Raw genomic sequence first — 17,134 nt, 5'->3', positions numbered from 1 at the left:
GGGACGGGAGTAGAGTGCGAGTGAGATTACCCGTTCGAGTGGTTCCACGGAAAGTTCCTGCGACAAGTGAGGAATTTGTGAACCACCTGTAACCCGACGAGGGTCCCACCCGGAGTGGATCTTACGACACATGCCGCGGGCGATCGCCGGGGGGCCGCCCGCGCACCGTCCACCGGCCCGCGGTGAGGCGCTGTCAACCGGTGGCGGCGGCCGTGAGTTTGGAGATCCGCTCCGTCTCGCACGTGCGCGGGCAGGTGACGCAGGTGTCCTCCGGGACCAGCGTGTAGAACATGCAGCAGCTCGCCCGTTCCCGGGTGGGCAGCGACTCGCCGCCGGGGCCGGTCAGTTCACGGAAGCCCGCCGCGCCCACGTACGGCCGCGTCGAGCCCGGGAGCAGCAGTTCCAGCTCGCGCCGGCAGCGCTCCCGCTCGTCGGGGCCCAGGAGTTCGGCGATGTACCAGATGCCCTCGACGACCTCGTCGGTCGCCATGCCCCACAACGCCCGTCCGCGCCGCCGCATGCGCGGGCCGAAGCCGGCCAGCACCGGTTCTATGTGCTCGGCGAACGCGGCCCGCACCTCGGCCCGCAGCGCCTCCTCGTCCGCCACGACCCGGGCGCCGGGTTCACCGGCCGCCGGGTCGTCCGGCAGGCAGCTGAACGTTTCTCCGCGCACCACCAGCCGGCTCTGCTCGCGCTGGAACGCCACGTGCCCGACGGGGAAGCGCGGCACCCGGCGCTGGAGGAACCAGGGGACCGTGAAGAGCAGGCAGGCGTACCAGGAGTAGCGGTGCAGTCCGAAGGTCGCCACCACGTCCGGGCGGCCCTCGCGGCCGTGGTCCCGCAGTATCTGGGCCTCGTCCCACGCCAGGAACGAGTCGAGCTCGGCTCCCGCCGCCGCCAGTCCGGCGGCGGAGACCCACCCCTCACCATCGGGCAATGGATCCATGGGGGAGAGTTCTGTCACGCTCATCATCGGCAGCACCTCGGTGAGGCGCGCGTACGCCGCCGCCAGGGGCGACCTGCGTGAAGTGGGTGCCGGTGCCGGTGCTGTCTGGGGCATACGGAGACCGCCGTTTCACCATCGCTGCCAAGTAAGGCTTACCTTACCCGAGGTGGTCGAGGTTTGAACTGAGGTCATGTGCGCCTATGGTGCTTTACGACCGGTAACAACCCGAGTAGTGACCTAACCGCCCCCATGTACCCCGTCGGCCGCGCTACTCGACCCGTTCGACACTCGACTCGGCTCGGAGGAGGACCCGTGGAGCAGGCCGGACCGCGCCCGCGCGAGGCCACGGCCATGAGCGCGCCGGACCCCGCCGCCGCTCGTCCGGCGTCGGCGTACCGCGTGCCCGCGCAGCCCGGTGTCGCGGACGTCGACCGGGAGCGGGGCATCGCGGCGGACGGCACCGCGGCCGGGGGCCGGGGCGACACCGGGCCCGGCGCCGACGCGGCCCGGGGTGAGCACACGCACAGCGAGGTCCCGATCCCGCTGCCGCGCGCCCAGGGACGTCCCGTCGTCCAGCGGGCCTCCGTGCGGGGCCAGATCCTCGACGCGCTGCGGGCCGCGCTCGCCGGTGGGGACCTGTCGCCGGGCGAGGTCTACTCCGCGCCCGCGCTGGGGGAGCGGTTCGGGGTCTCCGCGACGCCCGTGCGCGAGGCGATGCAGCAACTGGCCATCGAGGGCGCGGTCGAGGTCGTGCCCAACCGGGGCTTCCGTGTCGTACGGCGGGGCGCCCGGGAGCTGGCCGAACTGGCGGAGGTGCGGGCGCTGCTCCAGGTGCCGGTGGTCATGAGGCTCGCGCGGACGCTGCCGGCGGACCGCTGGGGCGAGCTGCGGCCCCTCGCCGACGAGACGGCGCGGGCGGCGTCCTCCGGGTGCCGGGCGACGTACGGGGAGGCGGACCGGGCCTTTCACCGCGGGGTGCTGGGGCTGTCAGGCAACGAGCAGTTGCTGCAGCTCACGGACGACCTCCACCGGCGGACGCAACTGCCGTTGGGGGGCGGCCAGGTGGGGGTGTCCGGCAGCGGGGGCCGCGTGGAACTGATGGCTGACGCCGCCGAGCACATCGCGTTGCTGGACGCGTTGGTGGCGGGGGATTTGGAGGCGGCGTGCTGTCTGGTGGAGCGGCATTTCGGGGTGGGGGGCTGAGGGCTCGTCGGCGGGTGCGGGTGCGTGGGGCTTCTCGCGCAGTTCCCCGCGCCCCTGAAAGCCCAGGCCCTGCGGGCCTGAAAGACCACGGCCCCGCGGCCCTGAAAGGCGACGGGGCTGCGGGATGAAAAGCGCGGGGCGCAGCCCCGGCTTTTCAGGGGCGCGGGGAACTGCGCGACCAGCCCCCACGCACCCGCACCCGCCGACGCACCCGCACCCCCGAGCCATGACGCCGCGCCGTCACCCCGTCACGCCGTAGCCGCCGGTGGCGGCGCCAGCTGCCGCGCCAGCCAGATCGGCACCCCGCCCAGCAGCCGGAACAACCGCCCCGCCTCCTCCCGCAGTCGCGACGCCTCCGGCTCGGACTCCGTCTCGGCGAGCGAGACGAGCGCTGGGGCGGTGCCCACGAGGTACCCCAACTCCTCCCTGATGCGCAGGGATTCGGCGAAGCCGTGCCGCGCCTCGGCCAACTCGCCCTCGCGCAGGGCGAGCCCGGCGAGATGGCGCCAGGTGAAGGACTGAAGGAGCAGGTCGTCATGGGCGGTGGCACCGGCGTGGGCCCGGCGGTAGGCGGCGCGCGCGGCCTGCGGGGAGTGGGCGAGGTTCTCGGCGAGCAGGCCCCGCCGGAAGTCGAGCAGGGCCCGGCCGGGCGCGCCGGGGGCGATCAGGGCCGCCGCCCGGCCGAGCGCGGCCCGCGCCTCGTCGGAGCGGTCCCGGACCCCGAGCAGCGTGGCCGCGTACGCCAGTTGACCGCGCTCGCAGGCGGCCGCGCCGCGCTCGTCGTCGGTGCGGGCCTGTGCCTCGGCCGTGCGCAGCGCGTCCTCGGCGTCCTCCCAGCCCTGCTCGGTGTAGAGGCAGCGCTCGACGAGCAGTGCGGTCCGCTGGAGCGAGGCCCGTGGACCGTCGGGCTCGATCAGGGCGGCCGCGTCGACCCAGCAGGCGCGTGAGCGCAGCCGCCATACCGCGGTCTGGAGTGGATCGTCACCGGCTGTCGTTCCGTCACCAGACATGGCGGTATGCGCCACGTTGCCCTCCCCGAGCACGTCCTTGAGCTTTGAGTGGTGGCGGCATCTCAGCACGAATCCCGGCGCCCGGCCAAGGGGGTGGGTGAAGGAATTCACAAAGTCATGGGGTGCGGACGGCGCACTTCGATCTTCGCCCACCACCCCCGGGGCTCAGCTCATGCGCAGGGCCAGGAAGAAGTCCAGCTTGTCCTCCAGCCGGGAGAGGTCCCGGCCCGTCAACTGCTCGATGCGGCCCACCCGGTACCGCAGCGTGTTGACGTGCAGGTGGAGGCGCGCGGCGCAGCGCGTCCAGGAGCCGTCGCACTCCAGGAACGCCTCCAGGGTGGGGATCAGCTCGGCGCGGTGCCGCCGGTCGTAGTCGCGCAGCGGGTCCAGGAGCCGGGCCGTGAAGGCGCGGCGCACGTCGTCGGGGACGAAGGGGAGCAGCAGGACGTGCGAGGCCAGTTCCTGGTGCCCGGCCGCGCACACCCGGCCGGAGCGGGCCGCCGCCACCCGGCGGGCGTGCCGGGCCTCCTCCAGGGCGCCGCGCAGCCCCTCGGCGGAGTGCACGGCCGCGCTGACGCCCAGGGTGAGCCGGCCGTCGTCGTCGAGGCCGGCGCTCAGCGGGTTCCGTACGGCCGCGAGGAGGGCGTCGGCGTGGATGCCGGACTCGGAGCCGTCGTGCTCGGAGGAGACCGCCGGGAGGGGGACGAGGGCGATGGCCTCCTCACCCGTGTGGGCGACGGCGACGCGGTCGGAGGGCTCGGGCCCCGTGGACAGCGGGTCGACGAGGATCTCCTCCAGGAGCGCCTGGGTGACCGGGCCGCTGTCGACCTCGCCGCCCGCCCACTCGACCCGGGCCACGACGACCTGCCAGTGCGGTGCCGCCCCCAGGCCGGGCACCAGCACCGGCGCGGCCACCCGCAGCCGGGCCGCGATCTCGGCCGGGGCCGCCCCCACCTGCACCAGCTCCAGGACCTCCTGGGCGAGCCGGCGCCGTACCGTACGGGCCGCGTCGCGGCGGTCGCGCTCGACCGCGATCAGCTGGGTGACGCCGTGCAGCAGGTCGAGCCGCTCGGCGGGCCAGTCCCCGGCGTCGGCCTCGACCGCGAGGAGCCAGTCCGACAGCAGGGTCTCGCGCGCGTCGCGCGGGGCGCCGCCGGAGCCCGTGCCCCGGCCCGCGCCGCCGATCGGGAAGAGGGAGTACGTGGTGGTGCCGACGGCCACCCGGTGCGGACCGGGCCGGCCGCTGCGCGTCGCCGCCAGATGCTCGGCGGCCAGCCGCGCGCACAGCTCGGCGGGGAGGGCGGGTCCGGCGTCCTCGGGGCCCGCGACGAGCCGGCCGGCGGGGGAGAGCACCCAGGCGCGCAGGTCCAGGTCGGAGCCGAGCAGGTCCAGGACGACGTCCGGGCCGCCGCCCGCCGGGCCGGAGGTCATCATCCGGCGGTGCCGGTCCACCACGGCCGCCAGGTCGCCCGCGCGCTCGCCGGAGACCTGCCGTACGACGTGCTCGGTGATGGTCGCGAAGGCCACCGACTCGTTGACCGCGAAGAGCGGCAGCCGGTGCCGGGCGCAGGCCACGACGAGGTCCTCGGGGACGTCACCCAGCTCCGCCTCCCCGGCGGCCAGCGCGGTGACGCCGGCGCCGGCCAGGAGCCGTACGAAGGGTTCGGAGTCGGCGGCGTCACGGCGCCAGGCGAGGCCCGTGAGCACCAGCTCGCCGCCGGAGAGATAGCGGCTGGGGTCTTTGAGGTCGGTGGTCATCACACCGCGCACGGTGCGGTCCAGTTCGTCCTCGCCGCCGAGCAGCCGCAGACCCAGCGCATCGGTTTCCAGCAGTGCGCGCAGGCGCATTCTCGTCGCCGCCGTTCCTGTGTCGAGAACAAGGATGTTTCCAGGGGAATACCCAGAGGTTGCAGAGGGCCTCCGTTCATACGAATCTACAAGATGTGCGCCCTGGCCAGCCAACTCCTTCATGCTTTCCGTGACTGACCGGGGTGGCGGAGGGCGCTGTGTACTGAGGTCCGGAACACATGGACAGCGCATGGACGAGCCGGGCCCGCCGCACACGATCTGGCTTGAACAGAACGATCCGAGACGAAGAAGAGAGCCGGTCAGATGGACTTCCTTCGCCCCGCCAGCTGGGAGGAGGCGCTCGCCGCGAAGGCCGAGCACCCCACCGCTGTGCCGATCGCCGGCGGCACCGACGTGATGGTCGAGATCAACTTCGACCACCGTCGGCCCGAGTACCTGCTCGACCTGAACCGCGTCGGCGAACTCTCCGAGTGGGAGGTCGGCGAGGACACGGTGCGCCTCGGCGCGTCCGTCCCGTACACCCGGATCATGGAGCACCTCCGTAGCGAGCTGCCCGGCCTCGCCCTGGCCTCGCACACGGTGGCCTCCCCGCAGATCCGCAACCGCGGCGGCGTCGGCGGCAACCTCGGGACCGCCTCCCCGGCCGGTGACGCCCACCCCGCCCTGCTCGCGGCGGGCGCCCAGGTCGAGGCCGAGTCCGTACGGGGATCCCGGCTCATCCCCATCGACGACTTCTACACCGGCGTCAAGCGCAACGCCCTCGCGCCGGACGAGCTGATCCGCGCGGTGCACATCGACAAGGCCGACGGGCCGCAGCAGTACTCCAAGGTCGGCACCCGCAACGCCATGGTCATCGCCGTCTGCGCCTTCGGACTGGCCCTGCACCCGGCCACGCGCACCGTCCGCACCGGCATCGGCTCGGCCGCGCCCACACCCGTCCGGGCCAGGGCCGCCGAGGAGTTCCTGAACGCGGCGCTAGACGAGGGCGGCTTCTGGGACAACGGCCGGATCATCACCCCGTCGGTCGCCAAGCAGTTCGCGGACCTGTGCGCCGGCGCGTGCAACCCGATCGACGACGTCCGCGGCACCGCGAGCTACCGCCGTCACGCCGTCGGCGTCATGGCCCGCCGCACGCTCATGTGGACCTGGGAGTCCTACCGCGGCACCGCCGCCCGCACGGAGGGAGTCGCGTAATGCGCGTCAGTTTCACGGTCAACGGCCGTCCGCAGGAAGCCGACGACGTGTGGGAGGGCGAGTCCCTGCTGTACGTGCTGCGGGAGCGGATGGGCCTGCCCGGCTCCAAGAACGCCTGCGAACAGGGCGAGTGCGGCTCCTGCACGGTCCGCCTCGACGGTGTCCCGGTGTGTTCGTGCCTGGTGGCCGCCGGACAGGTGGAGGGCCGCGAGGTCGTCACGGTGGAGGGGCTGGCCGACTTCGCCAAGCAGCGGGCCGAGCACGGCGGTTGCGCGTCCGGTGCCTGCGGTTCGCCCACACAGGGCGGGACTTCGCTCGACGAGGCCAAGCGGTGGGCGGCCGGGGGCACCGACTCGCAGACCGGCAAGGGCACCGAACTCTCCCCGATCCAGCAGGCGTTCATCGACGCCGGCGCCGTGCAGTGCGGCTTCTGCACCCCGGGCCTGCTGGTCGCGGCCGACGAGATGCTGGAACGCACCCCGAACCCGAGCGACGCGGACATCCGTGAGGCGCTGTCGGGCAACCTGTGCCGCTGCACCGGCTACGAGACGATCATGGACGCGGTCCGCCTCGCGGCCGCCCGGCAGTCCGAAGGGGTCTGACCATGGGAACCACCGGCCTGCCCACCACCCTCACCCAGGGCTCCCGCACCAAGGGCGGCATCGGCGAGTCCACGCTCCGCCCGGACGGCACCCTCAAGGTCACCGGCGAGTTCGCGTACTCCTCCGACGTGTGGCACGAGGACATGCTCTGGGGCCAGATCCTGCGCTCCCCGGTCGCCCACGCCGAGATCGTCTCCATCGACACCGGCGAGGCCCTCGCCACCCCCGGCGTGTACGCCGTCATGACGTACGACGACCTGCCGACCGAGGTGAAGCACTACGGCCTGGAGATCCAGGACACCCCCGTCCTCGCCCACGGCAAGGTCCGCCACCACGGCGAGCCCGTCGCCATCGTCGCGGCCGACCACCCCGAGACCGCACGGCGCGCCGCCGCCAAGATCAAGGTCGAGTACCGCGAACTGCCCGTCATCTCCGACGAGGCCTCCGCGACCGCGCCGGACGCGATCCTCCTCCACGAGAACCGAACCGACCACCACGTCGGGCACGTCCCGCACCCCAACATCGTCCACCGCCAGCCCGTCATCCGCGGCGACGTGGCGAAGGCACGCGAGCGCGCCGACGTCATCGTCGAGGGCGAGTACGTCTTCGGCATGCAGGACCAGGCCTTCCTCGGCCCCGAGTCCGGCCTCGCCGTCCCCGCCGAGGACGGCGGCGTCGACCTCTACATCGCCACCCAGTGGCTGCACGCCGACCTGCGCCAGATCGCCCCCGTGCTCGGCCTGCCCGAGGACAAGGTCCGGATGACGCTGGCCGGTGTCGGCGGGGCCTTCGGCGGTCGCGAGGACCTGTCGATGCAGATCCACGCCTGCCTGCTCGCCCTGCGCACGGGCAAGCCCGTCAAGATCGTCTTCAACCGCTTCGAGTCCTTCTTCGGCCATGTCCACCGTCACCCCGCGAAGCTCCACTACGAGCACGGCGCGACGAAGGACGGCAAGCTCACCCACCTCAAGGCCCGTATCGTCCTGGACGGCGGCGCCTACGCCTCCTCCTCCCCGGCCGTCGTCGGCAACGCCGCCTCGCTCGGCGCGGGCCCGTACGTCGTCGAGGACGTCGACATCGAGGCCCTCGCCCTCTACACCAACAACCCGCCCTGCGGCGCGATGCGCGGCTTCGGAGCGGTCCAGGCGTGCTTCGCGTACGAGGCGCAGATGGACAAGCTGGCGGCGAAGCTCGGCATGGACCCGGTTGAGTTCCGGCGGATCAACGCCATGGAGCAGGGCACCCTCCTGCCCACCGGCCAGGCCGTCGACTCCCCGGCCCCGGTCGCCGAACTCCTGCGCCGCGTCAAGGCGATGCCCCTGCCGCCGGAGCAGCAGTGGCTCGCGGCGGGCGAGGCGGCGGACGTACGACAGCTGCCGGGCGGCCTCTCCAACACCACCCACGGCGAGGGCGTCGTCCGGGGCGTCGGCTACGCGGTCGGCATCAAGAACGTCGGCTTCTCCGAGGGGTTCGACGACTACTCGACGGCGCGGGTGAGGATGGAGGTCGTCGGCGGCGAACCCGTGGCGACGGTCCACACCGCCATGGCGGAGGTCGGCCAGGGCGGCATCACCGTCCACGCGCAGATCGCCCGCACCGAGCTGGGTGTCACCCGGGTGACCATCAACCCGGCCGACACCCAGGTGGGTTCGGCCGGCTCGACCTCCGCGTCCCGCCAGACGTACGTCACGGGCGGCGCGGTCAGGAACAGCTGCGAGCTGGTCCGCGAGAAGGTCCTGGAGCGGGGGCGCCGCAAGTTCGGTACGTACCACCCCGCCTGGGCCACGGCCGAGCTGCTGCTGGAGGGCGGCAAGGTCGTCACCGACGCGGGTGAGGTGCTGGCCGACCTGGTGGACGTCCTCGGGGACGAGGCCGTCGAGGTCGAGGCGGAGTGGCGGCACCGGCCGACCGAGCCGTTCGACCTGCGCACCGGGCAGGGCTTCGGCCATGTCCAGTACTCCTTCGCCGCGCACCGCGCGGTCGTCGAGGTCGACACCGAGCTGGGCATGGTCAAGGTCGTCGAACTCGCCTGCGCGCAGGACGTCGGCAAGGCGCTCAACCCGCTCTCCGTGGTGGGCCAGATCCAGGGCGGTACGACCCAGGGGCTGGGCATCGCGGTGATGGAGGAGATCGTCGTCGACCCGAAGACCGCGAAGGTGCGCAATCCGTCCTTCACGGACTACCTCATCCCCACGATCCTCGACACGCCGACCATCCCCGTCGACGTGCTCGAACTCGCCGACGACCACGCGCCGTACGGGTTGCGTGGCGTCGGGGAGGCGCCGACCCTGTCGTCGACCCCGGCCGTCCTCGCGGCGATCCGCTCCGCGACGGGGCTGGAGTTGAACCGGACGCCGGTACGGCCGGAGCATCTGACCGGTACGGCGTAGGTGGCCGCCGGGCGCCTATGAACTCGGGTGGGTCGGTTCGTGGGCGGGTGCGGGTGCGTGGGGCTTCTCGCGCAGTTCCCCGCGCCCCTGAAAAGCAGGGGCTGCGCCCCGTGCTTTTCAGGGGCGCAGGGCCGTGGTCTTTTCAGGCCCGCAGGGGCCTGATGCTTTCAGGGGCGCGGGGAACTGCGCGAGAAGCCCCCACGCACCCGCACCCGACAACGCACCCACCCGCTCACCCCACCACCCACGTTCGTCTCGGGCCGTCCCCCGGGTCGGGCACCTTCCCAAATCCCGCCGAAGCCCAGTGCAACGGCCGGGTGTCCCTGTGAACCTTGGGAGAAGGCCCCATGACCCAACAGTCGCTCAAGCCGAGGACGATCGCCGAAGGCGCCGTCGACCCGGCCGGCCGGTCCCGTCTCGACCGGTACTTCCACATCACCCGGCGAGGATCCACCCCCGCCCGGGAGGTCCGCGGCGGCGTCACCACCTTCATGGCGATGGCGTACATCCTCCTGCTCAACCCGCTCATCCTCTCCGGCCCGGACGCCTCCGGCGCGACCCTCGGCCAGCAGGCCCTGATCACGGCGACCGCGCTCGCGGCGGCCGTCAGCACGCTCCTCATGGGTGTCGTCGGCCGTGTCCCGCTCGCCCTCGCCGCCGGCCTCTCCGTCTCCGGCGTGATCGCCTCGCAGGTCGCCCCGCAGATGACCTGGCCGCAGGCGATGGGCATGTGCGTGATGTACGGCGTGATCATCATGCTCCTGGTCGTCACCGGCCTCCGCGAGATGATCATGAACGCCATCCCGCTCGCCCTGAAGCACGCGATCACCATGGGGATCGGTCTGTTCGTCGCCCTGATCGGCTTCTACAAGGCCGGTTTCGTGCACCAGGGCAAGGCGACCCCGGTCAGCCTCGGCCCCACCGGCGAACTCGCCGGCTGGCCCGTCCTCCTCTTCGCGGTCACTCTCCTCGCGATCTTCATGCTCCAGGCCCGGGGCGTCCCCGGCGCGATCCTGCTCGGCATCGTCGGCGGCACCGTCGTCGCCGTCCTCCTCAACGCCCTCGACGTCATCGACCCGAAGCAATGGGCGGGCGGCGCACCGGAGTTGCACGGCAGCGCGGTCTCGATGCCGGACTTCTCGCTCTTCGGCCAGGTCGAGTTCGGCGGCTGGGGCGACGTCGGCGCGATGACGGTCGGCATGATCGTCTTCACCCTTGTGCTCGCCGGGTTCTTCGACGCGATGGCCACCATCATCGGCGTGGGCACGGAGGCCGGGCTCGCCGACGACAAGGGCCGGATGCCGGGCCTGTCCAAGGCGCTGTTCATCGACGGCGCGGGCGGCGCGATCGGCGGGGTGGCCGGCGGCTCGGGCCAGACCGTGTTCGTGGAGTCGGCCACGGGAGTCGGCGAGGGCGCCCGCACCGGACTCTCCTCCGTCGTCACCGGTCTCTTCTTCACGGCCTGTCTGTTCTTCACCCCGCTCACGGCGATCGTGCCCGGCGAGGTCGCGGCCGCCGCGCTCGTCGTCATCGGCGCCATGATGATGATGAACGCCCGGCACGTCGACTGGTCCGACCGCGCCACCGCGATCCCCGTCTTCCTGACCGTCGTGATCATGCCGTTCACGTACTCCATCACCGCGGGCGTCGCCGCCGGAGTCGTCTCCTACGTCGCCATCAAGCTCGCCCAGGGCCGGGCGCGGGAGATCGGCGCGTTCATGTGGGGCCTGACGGCGGTCTTCGTCGTCTTCTTCGCCCTCGACCCCATCGAGAACTGGATGGGCGTGCACTAGCGGTCGTCCCCGCCCGCGTACCGTCCGCACCACCGCTGTTGACGTCGAAGGAGACCGAGAGATGCTGGACATCGCCGAAGAACTGCACCGGTGGGTCGAGCAGGGGCGTGACTTCGCCGTGGCCACCGTGGTGGCCGTCGGCGGCAGCGCGCCCCGCCGGCCGGGCGCCGCCCTCGCGGTGGACGCCGACGGCACGGCGATCGGCTCGGTCTCCGGCGGCTGTGTGGAGGGCGCCGTCTACGAACTGTGCCAACAGGCGCTGGCCGACGGCGAGTCGATCCTCGAACGCTTCGGCTACAGCGACGACGACGCCTTCGCCGTCGGGCTGACCTGCGGCGGAGTCATCGACATCCTCGTCACGCCGGTGCGGGCCGGCGATCCCGTCCGCCCGGTGGCCGCCGCCGCGCTCGCCACCGCCGCGAGCGGGCGGGCGGCGGCCCTGGCCCGGATCGTCTCCGGCCCGGCGGACCTGCGGGGCCGCGCCCTGCTGGTCCGCCCGGACGGCTCCTACGACGGCGGTTACGGCGCCCACCCCGAGCTCGACCGCACGGTCGCCGCCGAGGCCCGCGCCCTCCTCGACGCCGGCCGCACACAGACCGTGGAGATCGGGGAGCAGGGGTCGCGGTGCGGAGCGCCCCTCACGGTCCTCGTCGAGTCGTCCGTCCCGCCGCCCCGGATGATCGTCTTCGGCGCGATCGACTTCGCGGCGGCGCTGGTCCGCGTCGGCAAGTTCCTCGGCCACCACGTCACCGTCTGCGACGCCCGCCCCGTCTTCGCGACCCGTGACCGCTTCCCGGAGGCGGACGAGATCGTCGTCGACTGGCCCCACCGCTACCTGGAGCGCACGTCCGTCGACGCCCGTACGGTCCTGTGCGTCCTCACCCACGACGCCAAGTTCGACATCCCGCTCCTCCAGCTCGCCCTACGGCTCCCCGTCGCCTACGTCGGCGCGATGGGGTCCCGCCGCACCCACCTCGACCGCAACGAACGCCTCCGCCAGGTCGGCGTCACCGAACTGGAGCTGGCCCGGCTGCGCTCCCCGATCGGTCTCGACCTCGGCGCGCGCACCCCGGAGGAGACCGCGCTGTCCATCGCCGCCGAGATCGTCGCCGACCGGCGGGGCGGCAGCGGGGTGTCCCTGACCGGCGCGCACACCCCGATCCACCACGACGGCCCGGCCACCCTCACGGAACTGCCGAGCCTGCGCGTCTCCTGAGGGTTCGCCGGGACGGCGTTCTTCACCTGCTCGCCGGGCGGCCGTTCCCCGTCAGGTGCGGCGCGGGCAGGGCGGGTCGTAGTCGAGGCGGGGGAAGTGGTCGGCCCACTCGGCGCGGCTGATGGTGCCTCGGACGCGGTCGCAGGCCTCGGCGAGCGCCCGGTCGAGGTCGGTGTACCAGATCTGCACACTCTGGTGGGCGGTCACGGTGAGGAACGTCCCGTCCGCCTCCAGGTAGCGGACCTCCTTGACCGTCCCGCCCGGGTTGGTGAGGCGGGCCAGGGGAGCAGGGCGCGCGCGGTCGTTCAGGTCCCAGGCGCTCACCACGCCGTCGATGCCGACGGTCACCGCCGTGCGGCCGTGGGAGGCGAAGGCCACGCTGGTGACGATGTCGGTGTGCCGGGCCAGCACACCCAGCCCACGGCGCCGGGGGAGATCGCCGACGTCCCACAGCCTCGCCGTGCGGTCGTCGCTCCCGCTCAGCAGCGTACGGCCGTCCGGACTGTAGGCGAGGGCGTCGACGAAGTGTTCGTGCCCCTCCAGGACGGCGACGGGGGCGGCGTGGTGCGGGTCGGTCACGTCCCAGATGCGGATGTCGTGGTCGTTGGAGCCCGAGGCCAAGGTCTTTCCGTCGGGGCTGAACACCACGGGTTTGACATCGCCGGTGTGCCCGGTGAGCGTGTCGAGCAGACGGGGGCGGGCCGGGTCGGTGATGTCCCAGAGGCGGATGGTGTCGTCGTAGCTGCCGGTGGCGGCCACGTGGCCGTCCCCGCGTACGGCGACGGAGTAGACGCTGTCGGTGTGTTCCGTGGGCCGCTTCGACAGCACCCTGGGGTGGTGCGGGTCGCTCACGTCCCACAGCCGGAGCGTGCCGTCGCTGCCCACACCGAGCAGTGTGTCGCCGTCCCGGGTGAACTGGATCGGGCCCAGGCCGGCCCCCTCGGTGGTGCCGAGTCGGGAGGGCCGCCGTGGATCGGTGATGTCCCACAGGGCGACCTGGGAGCCGTCGGCCATGGCCAGGGTGCGGCCGTCGGCGGGCACGGCCGGTGTGTGCCCGACCGGTGCCCGCCCGATGGGTGCGGAGCCGGTCGTTCCGGGGTCGGTCGACGCGACGGACAGCGAGCTGAGCAGGGCGTCCTCGGTACGGTCCTGCTGAGTCCGCCGGTAGGCGGCCAGCGCGATCTGGACGGCGAGGGACGGATCGTGCCGGCTGAGGAGCACGGCTTCGTCGGCGGCCCGGAGGGCCACGGCCTCGTTGCGCTGCTGGGTGACGGTGTGCTGTGCCCGGACGGCGAAACCGGTGGCGGCCACGGCGCACACGAGCAGGACGACCAGGGCTCCGGCCAGCCTGCGCAGGCGGCGCAGGCTGCGGCGGCCGCGCTGTCGCGTCAGCTGTGCGGCCTCCTCGCCGGCGTCGAGGAAGGCGCGTTCCCGGGCGGTCAGCGCCTGCGGCGGGATGTCCTTCGCCGCGGCGAGGCGTACCCCGCGGTACAGGGTGTCGGGGTCGCGGTCCAGGGACTCCCAGAGTGTGGTGGCCTCGGTGAGGGCCCGGTGCAGACGTACCTGGCCGCGGTCCTCCTCCAGCCAGGCGCCGAACCGGGGCCAGCAGCGGATCAGGGCCTCGTGGGCGATCTCCACGTGGTCGGCGTCGGCCGTCAGCAGCCTGGCCCTGGTCGCCTGTTCGAGGACGAAGCCGGTGTCCGGACCGCTGTCGAGTTCCCGGCGTGGCACACGGCGTTTGGTGTCCTCGGTGCCCTCACCCAGGGCGACGAGGCGCAGGAACAGCCGCCGCGCGGCCTTCTGGCGGCTGTCGTCGAGGGCGTCGTGGAACTTCTCGGCGGTCTGGGCGAGCGCGTCCTCGATGCCGCCCGCCGCGCGGTATCCGGCCAGCGTGAGAGCGTTGCCCCGACGTCGTTGCCAGGTCTCCAGCAGAGCGTGCGAGAGCAGGGGCAGCGCGCCCGGCCGGCCGTGGGCCTCGGCCGTGAGGGTCGTCAGCAGGGCACTTTCGACGGTGAGCCGGGAGCGGGCAGCGGGCTGGACGATCGCCGCCCTCAGTTCCTCGGCGTTCATCGGGCCGACGGGATGGTGGGCATGGGGCAGAGCCTCGACGAGACCGGCCAGCCGGATGCAGTGCGTGTAGAAGTCGGACCGCACGGCGATGGCGACCCGTGTGCGGCTGTCGGGGGCCTGCGCCGCGTGCACGAGCGCGGCGACGAACCGCTCCCGCTCCCGCGCGTCGGCACAGAGGGTGAACACCTCCTCGAACTGGTCCACGACGACGAGGAGTTCGTCCGTCGCGGAGCCGGCCTCCTGCTGCCCGGCGAGGATCTGGCGCACCATCCGGTGGAAGGTGTCCGGTTCGGCCGCGAGGTCGGCACGGACCGGGCCGGGAGCCACCCCGGCCCGGGCAGCCAGCCGTAGGGCGCATTCCTCCAGGGGATTCGGTCCGGGGGTGAGGACCAGTGAGGAAACATCGGGAAATGCGGGGAGCACACCCGCGCGCAGCACGGACGATTTTCCGGATCCCGATGCCCCGAACAACACGAGGAGCCGTTTTTCCTTCAGATGTTCGACGAGTGCGGCGGTGAGTTTCTCGCGTCCGAAGAAAGACGCGGCATCGGCCTCCTCGAACGCGCGCAGACCGGCATAGGGCGGCTTGGCGCCGCCCCCTTTCCGGTTCTCCGCGCCGGTCGCGGCCGAGGTGTCCGTGCCGCTGCACGCGTCGGCCGTCCTTTGCCAGATCCGTTTCCATTCCCGCTCGTCACCGCCGCAGGCGCGGACGTAGGCGAGAGTGACGGCCAGGCTGGGAAGCTGACGCCCTGCCGCAGCCGAGGACAGTGCCGCGATCCCATAATGCGATTTTTGTGAAAGGTCGCGGTAGGTCGGGCGGCCGGCCTGTTCCCGCAGTTTCCGTAAGCGGGCCGCGAATTCGAACAGAGGACCGCCTTCCGGGTCCAGAGGCTTTTCCCCCCGCGGCATGCGCCCACCCTTTCCCCGTCTCGCACGGATTGTTCGGCATCCGTTTGTTCACCATCGGCCCACCGGCCTTGAACAACAGATTAGCGGCTACAAACGGTGCATCAGGTCCCGCACCGAGGACCGGACGACGAACGGAAAAGAGGAATTCCATGAAGACCCGCGTACGAACCGTCCTGCCCGCGCTCCTGGCCACCGCCGTGACCGCGCTCGGCGTCGGCGAGGCCCTGCCCGCCGTCGCGGCTCCCGCCGCCGTCGTGCGGACCGCGCCCTCCCTGCGGACGGTCGCCGCGGCAGCGCCCGCGGAGGATGTCCGGCAGGTCGCGGACCGCATCATGAACCTTCGGTACTACGACTTCACCAAGCACCCGAAGGTCGCACCGTTCAACTGGGCCAACGACGGGTGCAGCGGCCCGCAGGAGATCAAGAACCTGTTCACCGAAGCCTGCAACCAGCACGACTTCGGCTACCGCAACTACGGGGCGCAAGCCGGAGGCCTCCGGCTCAGCCCCATCCGGCAGACGAAGGACTGGATCGACACGCGCTTCTGGCACGAGATGCGCCAGACGTGCTTCGACCACCACGGCGGCGGCAACTGGTGCCTGATCCATGCACGCGCCGCCTACCTGGCCGTGCACAACTTCGGAGACAAGTACTTCTGGGCCGCCTGACAGCAGAAGGCCGCGACGGCGCCCGCCTGTTCGGGGGGCGCCGTCGCGGTGGGCGAGGTACAGAGACGGCCGCGCGGGGGCGATACCCCGCCCCCCGGGTCCCCCACATTCACGAAGGAGCATTCATGCCCGACAGCACACCGGACAGCGCCCCACGTCCACCCCGGGCCCACGTCCGCCCGGTCCACCTCAGCCGGGCCGGCTTCCTCCGGGCCACCGCCACGGCGGTCCTCGCGGGCGGCCCCCTGCTCCGCACCCCGGCCCACGCGGCGACGGACCCCCTCCGCGTCTCCAAGATCGCCGACCTCACCGGTCCCGGTCTCACCACCCGGTTCCGCATGGAGGCCACCGACCTGGGCGTGCCGGTACGGACGCCCGACGGCCGACTCCTGTTCGTCTTCGGCGACACCTTCGAGGAAGCCAGGGTCGGCGGCGGGTGGTGGCGCTCGCCCGTGGCGCTGTACGGGCGCTTCGACGGGCACCGTCGGCCGGTCGTCTGGACCGGTGCGGTGGGGGGACGGCACGCCCGGCAGCTGTGGCCGTACGACCACGACAACCCCGCATACTCCACCGTGCTGCCCTCCGACGTGATCACCCTCGGCGACACCATGTATCTGCACGTCATGGTGAACAAAGGGCTCGGCAACGTGGTGCGCACCGAGATCTGGCGGTCGGACGACTCGGGCGCGACCTGGAGTGCCACCGGTGCCGTGTTCGCCGCGAACCTGCACGGCGGCATGTTCCAGCTGCTCACCTGGGCGCTCGGAGGTGACGGGTACGTCTACGTCCTGTCTACCGGGTTCCAGCGGGACAAGCCGGTCATCCTGCACCGCGTACGCCCGGGCCGGCTGACTGATCCCGGTGCCTACGAGCCGTGGGGACAGGGCCCCGACGGCTGCTGGGCCTGGGGCAACCCGCCCACGCCCGTCCTGGAGGGCAGGTTCGGCGAGCTCTGTCTGCGCCTGCTCGACGGCCGGTGGATCCTGACCTGGTTCAACCAGGGCGACTACCGGATCGAGGGCCTGGTCGCCGACCACCCCACGGCGGACCTGCGCACCGCCCATCGCCGCACCCTCCTGTGGGGCACGTCCTGGGGCGACGAGGACGACACCCACGTGGCGCAGTTGTACGGCGGTTACGTCATTCCAGGGTCGACGCTCGACGACCTGCACCTGTCGGTGAGCCAATGGAACACCGAGGCGGGCTGGCCGTACCGCGTCATGCAGTACCGCGTTCGCGGTCTCGCCCCCTGACCGCTTGACCCCCGGGTCGGCAGGGCCGACCGTTGCTCTAGGGCAACAGCACTACGGGGGCGGGCAGTTGA

12 protein-coding genes are annotated in these 17,134 nt (G+C 72.4%); 8 read left to right on the top strand and 4 right to left on the bottom strand.

What is annotated here, in order from left to right; all coding sequences use genetic code 11:
• Positions 1 to 193 precede the first annotated feature (193 nt).
• The gene (locus tag HW837_RS09040) at positions 194 to 1,060 is read right to left on the bottom strand and encodes a (2Fe-2S)-binding protein (protein ID WP_045559716.1); all 867 of its coding nucleotides are present in this window, start codon (positions 1,058 to 1,060) and stop codon (positions 194 to 196) included.
• 198 nt (positions 1,061 to 1,258) lie between these two features.
• On the opposite strand from HW837_RS09040, the gene HW837_RS09035 reads away from it, so the two are divergent.
• Positions 1,259 to 2,149 carry a GntR family transcriptional regulator gene (locus HW837_RS09035; RefSeq protein WP_371271731.1) on the top strand — a complete coding sequence of 297 codons (891 nt, stop codon included), beginning with the start codon at positions 1,259 to 1,261 and terminating at the stop codon, positions 2,147 to 2,149.
• A 248-nt stretch (positions 2,150 to 2,397) separates the two neighbouring features.
• Here HW837_RS09035 and HW837_RS09030 read toward each other — a convergent pair whose 3' ends face one another.
• Both HW837_RS09030 and HW837_RS09025 read right to left on the bottom strand, forming a co-directional pair.
• Positions 2,398 to 3,174, bottom strand: coding sequence for a hypothetical protein (locus HW837_RS09030; protein WP_045559926.1), 777 nt, complete (start codon positions 3,172 to 3,174; stop codon positions 2,398 to 2,400).
• A 150-nt stretch (positions 3,175 to 3,324) separates the two neighbouring features.
• Positions 3,325 to 5,007, bottom strand: a complete 1,683-nt coding sequence (locus tag HW837_RS09025) for a PucR family transcriptional regulator (protein WP_045559715.1) — start codon at positions 5,005 to 5,007, stop codon at positions 3,325 to 3,327.
• Between the two features lie 264 nt (positions 5,008 to 5,271).
• Here HW837_RS09025 and HW837_RS09020 point away from each other — a divergent pair, with 264 nt between their 5' ends.
• The 5 genes from HW837_RS09020 (at position 5,272) to HW837_RS09000 (ending at position 12,163) form a co-directional block, all read left to right on the top strand.
• Complete coding sequence (locus tag HW837_RS09020; protein ID WP_045559714.1) at positions 5,272 to 6,162, top strand: FAD binding domain-containing protein; 891 nt, start codon at positions 5,272 to 5,274, stop codon at positions 6,160 to 6,162.
• Complete coding sequence (locus tag HW837_RS09015; RefSeq protein ID WP_045559713.1) at positions 6,162 to 6,764, top strand: (2Fe-2S)-binding protein; 603 nt, start codon at positions 6,162 to 6,164, stop codon at positions 6,762 to 6,764. Before HW837_RS09020 ends, HW837_RS09015 begins: the two co-directional genes overlap by 1 nt.
• A 2-nt stretch (positions 6,765 to 6,766) precedes the next feature.
• Positions 6,767 to 9,154, top strand: coding sequence for a xanthine dehydrogenase family protein molybdopterin-binding subunit (locus tag HW837_RS09010; protein WP_045559712.1), 2,388 nt, complete (start codon positions 6,767 to 6,769; stop codon positions 9,152 to 9,154).
• Positions 9,155 to 9,501: 347 nt separating this feature from the next.
• Positions 9,502 to 10,947 (top strand): NCS2 family permease, encoded by a 1,446-nt coding sequence (locus HW837_RS09005; RefSeq protein ID WP_193381003.1) that lies wholly within the window; start codon positions 9,502 to 9,504, stop codon positions 10,945 to 10,947.
• A 61-nt stretch (positions 10,948 to 11,008) separates the two neighbouring features.
• The gene (locus HW837_RS09000) at positions 11,009 to 12,163 is read left to right on the top strand and encodes an XdhC family protein (protein ID WP_193381002.1); all 1,155 of its coding nucleotides are present in this window, start codon (positions 11,009 to 11,011) and stop codon (positions 12,161 to 12,163) included.
• A 51-nt stretch (positions 12,164 to 12,214) separates the two neighbouring features.
• On the opposite strand, the gene HW837_RS08995 is transcribed toward HW837_RS09000, so the two are convergent.
• On the bottom strand, positions 12,215 to 15,142 hold the full coding sequence (locus tag HW837_RS08995) for an nSTAND1 domain-containing NTPase (RefSeq protein ID WP_093791434.1): 2,928 nt from the start codon (positions 15,140 to 15,142) through the stop codon (positions 12,215 to 12,217).
• 149 nt (positions 15,143 to 15,291) lie between these two features.
• Here HW837_RS08995 and HW837_RS08990 point away from each other — a divergent pair, with 149 nt between their 5' ends.
• Both HW837_RS08990 and HW837_RS08985 read left to right on the top strand, forming a co-directional pair.
• Positions 15,292 to 15,810 carry a phospholipase A2 gene (locus HW837_RS08990; protein WP_045559709.1) on the top strand — a complete coding sequence of 173 codons (519 nt, stop codon included), beginning with the start codon at positions 15,292 to 15,294 and terminating at the stop codon, positions 15,808 to 15,810.
• 125 nt (positions 15,811 to 15,935) lie between these two features.
• Positions 15,936 to 17,063, top strand: coding sequence for a DUF4185 domain-containing protein (locus HW837_RS08985; protein WP_078853653.1), 1,128 nt, complete (start codon positions 15,936 to 15,938; stop codon positions 17,061 to 17,063).
• Positions 17,064 to 17,134: the final 71 nt, after the last annotated feature.

The organism is Streptomyces caniscabiei, from assembly GCF_014930365.1.
Classification (GTDB): Bacteria; Actinomycetota; Actinomycetes; order Streptomycetales; family Streptomycetaceae; genus Streptomyces; species Streptomyces caniscabiei.
The sequence above is the reverse complement of the archived record's forward strand: the minus strand, read 5'-3'. Positions and strand labels throughout refer to the sequence as shown.

Coding starts and splice junctions, on each gene's coding strand:
- HW837_RS09040 (WP_045559716.1), bottom strand. CDS start 1,060: ATGCCCCAGACAGCACCGGCACCGGCACCCACTTCACGCAGGTCGCCC.
- HW837_RS09025 (WP_045559715.1), bottom strand. CDS start 5,007: ATGCGCCTGCGCGCACTGCTGGAAACCGATGCGCTGGGTCTGCGGCTG.
- HW837_RS09020 (WP_045559714.1), top strand. CDS start 5,272: ATGGACTTCCTTCGCCCCGCCAGCTGGGAGGAGGCGCTCGCCGCGAAG.
- HW837_RS09015 (WP_045559713.1), top strand. CDS start 6,162: ATGCGCGTCAGTTTCACGGTCAACGGCCGTCCGCAGGAAGCCGACGAC.
- HW837_RS09010 (WP_045559712.1), top strand. CDS start 6,767: ATGGGAACCACCGGCCTGCCCACCACCCTCACCCAGGGCTCCCGCACC.
- HW837_RS09005 (WP_193381003.1), top strand. CDS start 9,502: ATGACCCAACAGTCGCTCAAGCCGAGGACGATCGCCGAAGGCGCCGTC.
- HW837_RS09000 (WP_193381002.1), top strand. CDS start 11,009: ATGCTGGACATCGCCGAAGAACTGCACCGGTGGGTCGAGCAGGGGCGT.
- HW837_RS08995 (WP_093791434.1), bottom strand. CDS start 15,142: ATGCCGCGGGGGGAAAAGCCTCTGGACCCGGAAGGCGGTCCTCTGTTC.
- HW837_RS08990 (WP_045559709.1), top strand. CDS start 15,292: ATGAAGACCCGCGTACGAACCGTCCTGCCCGCGCTCCTGGCCACCGCC.
- HW837_RS08985 (WP_078853653.1), top strand. CDS start 15,936: ATGCCCGACAGCACACCGGACAGCGCCCCACGTCCACCCCGGGCCCAC.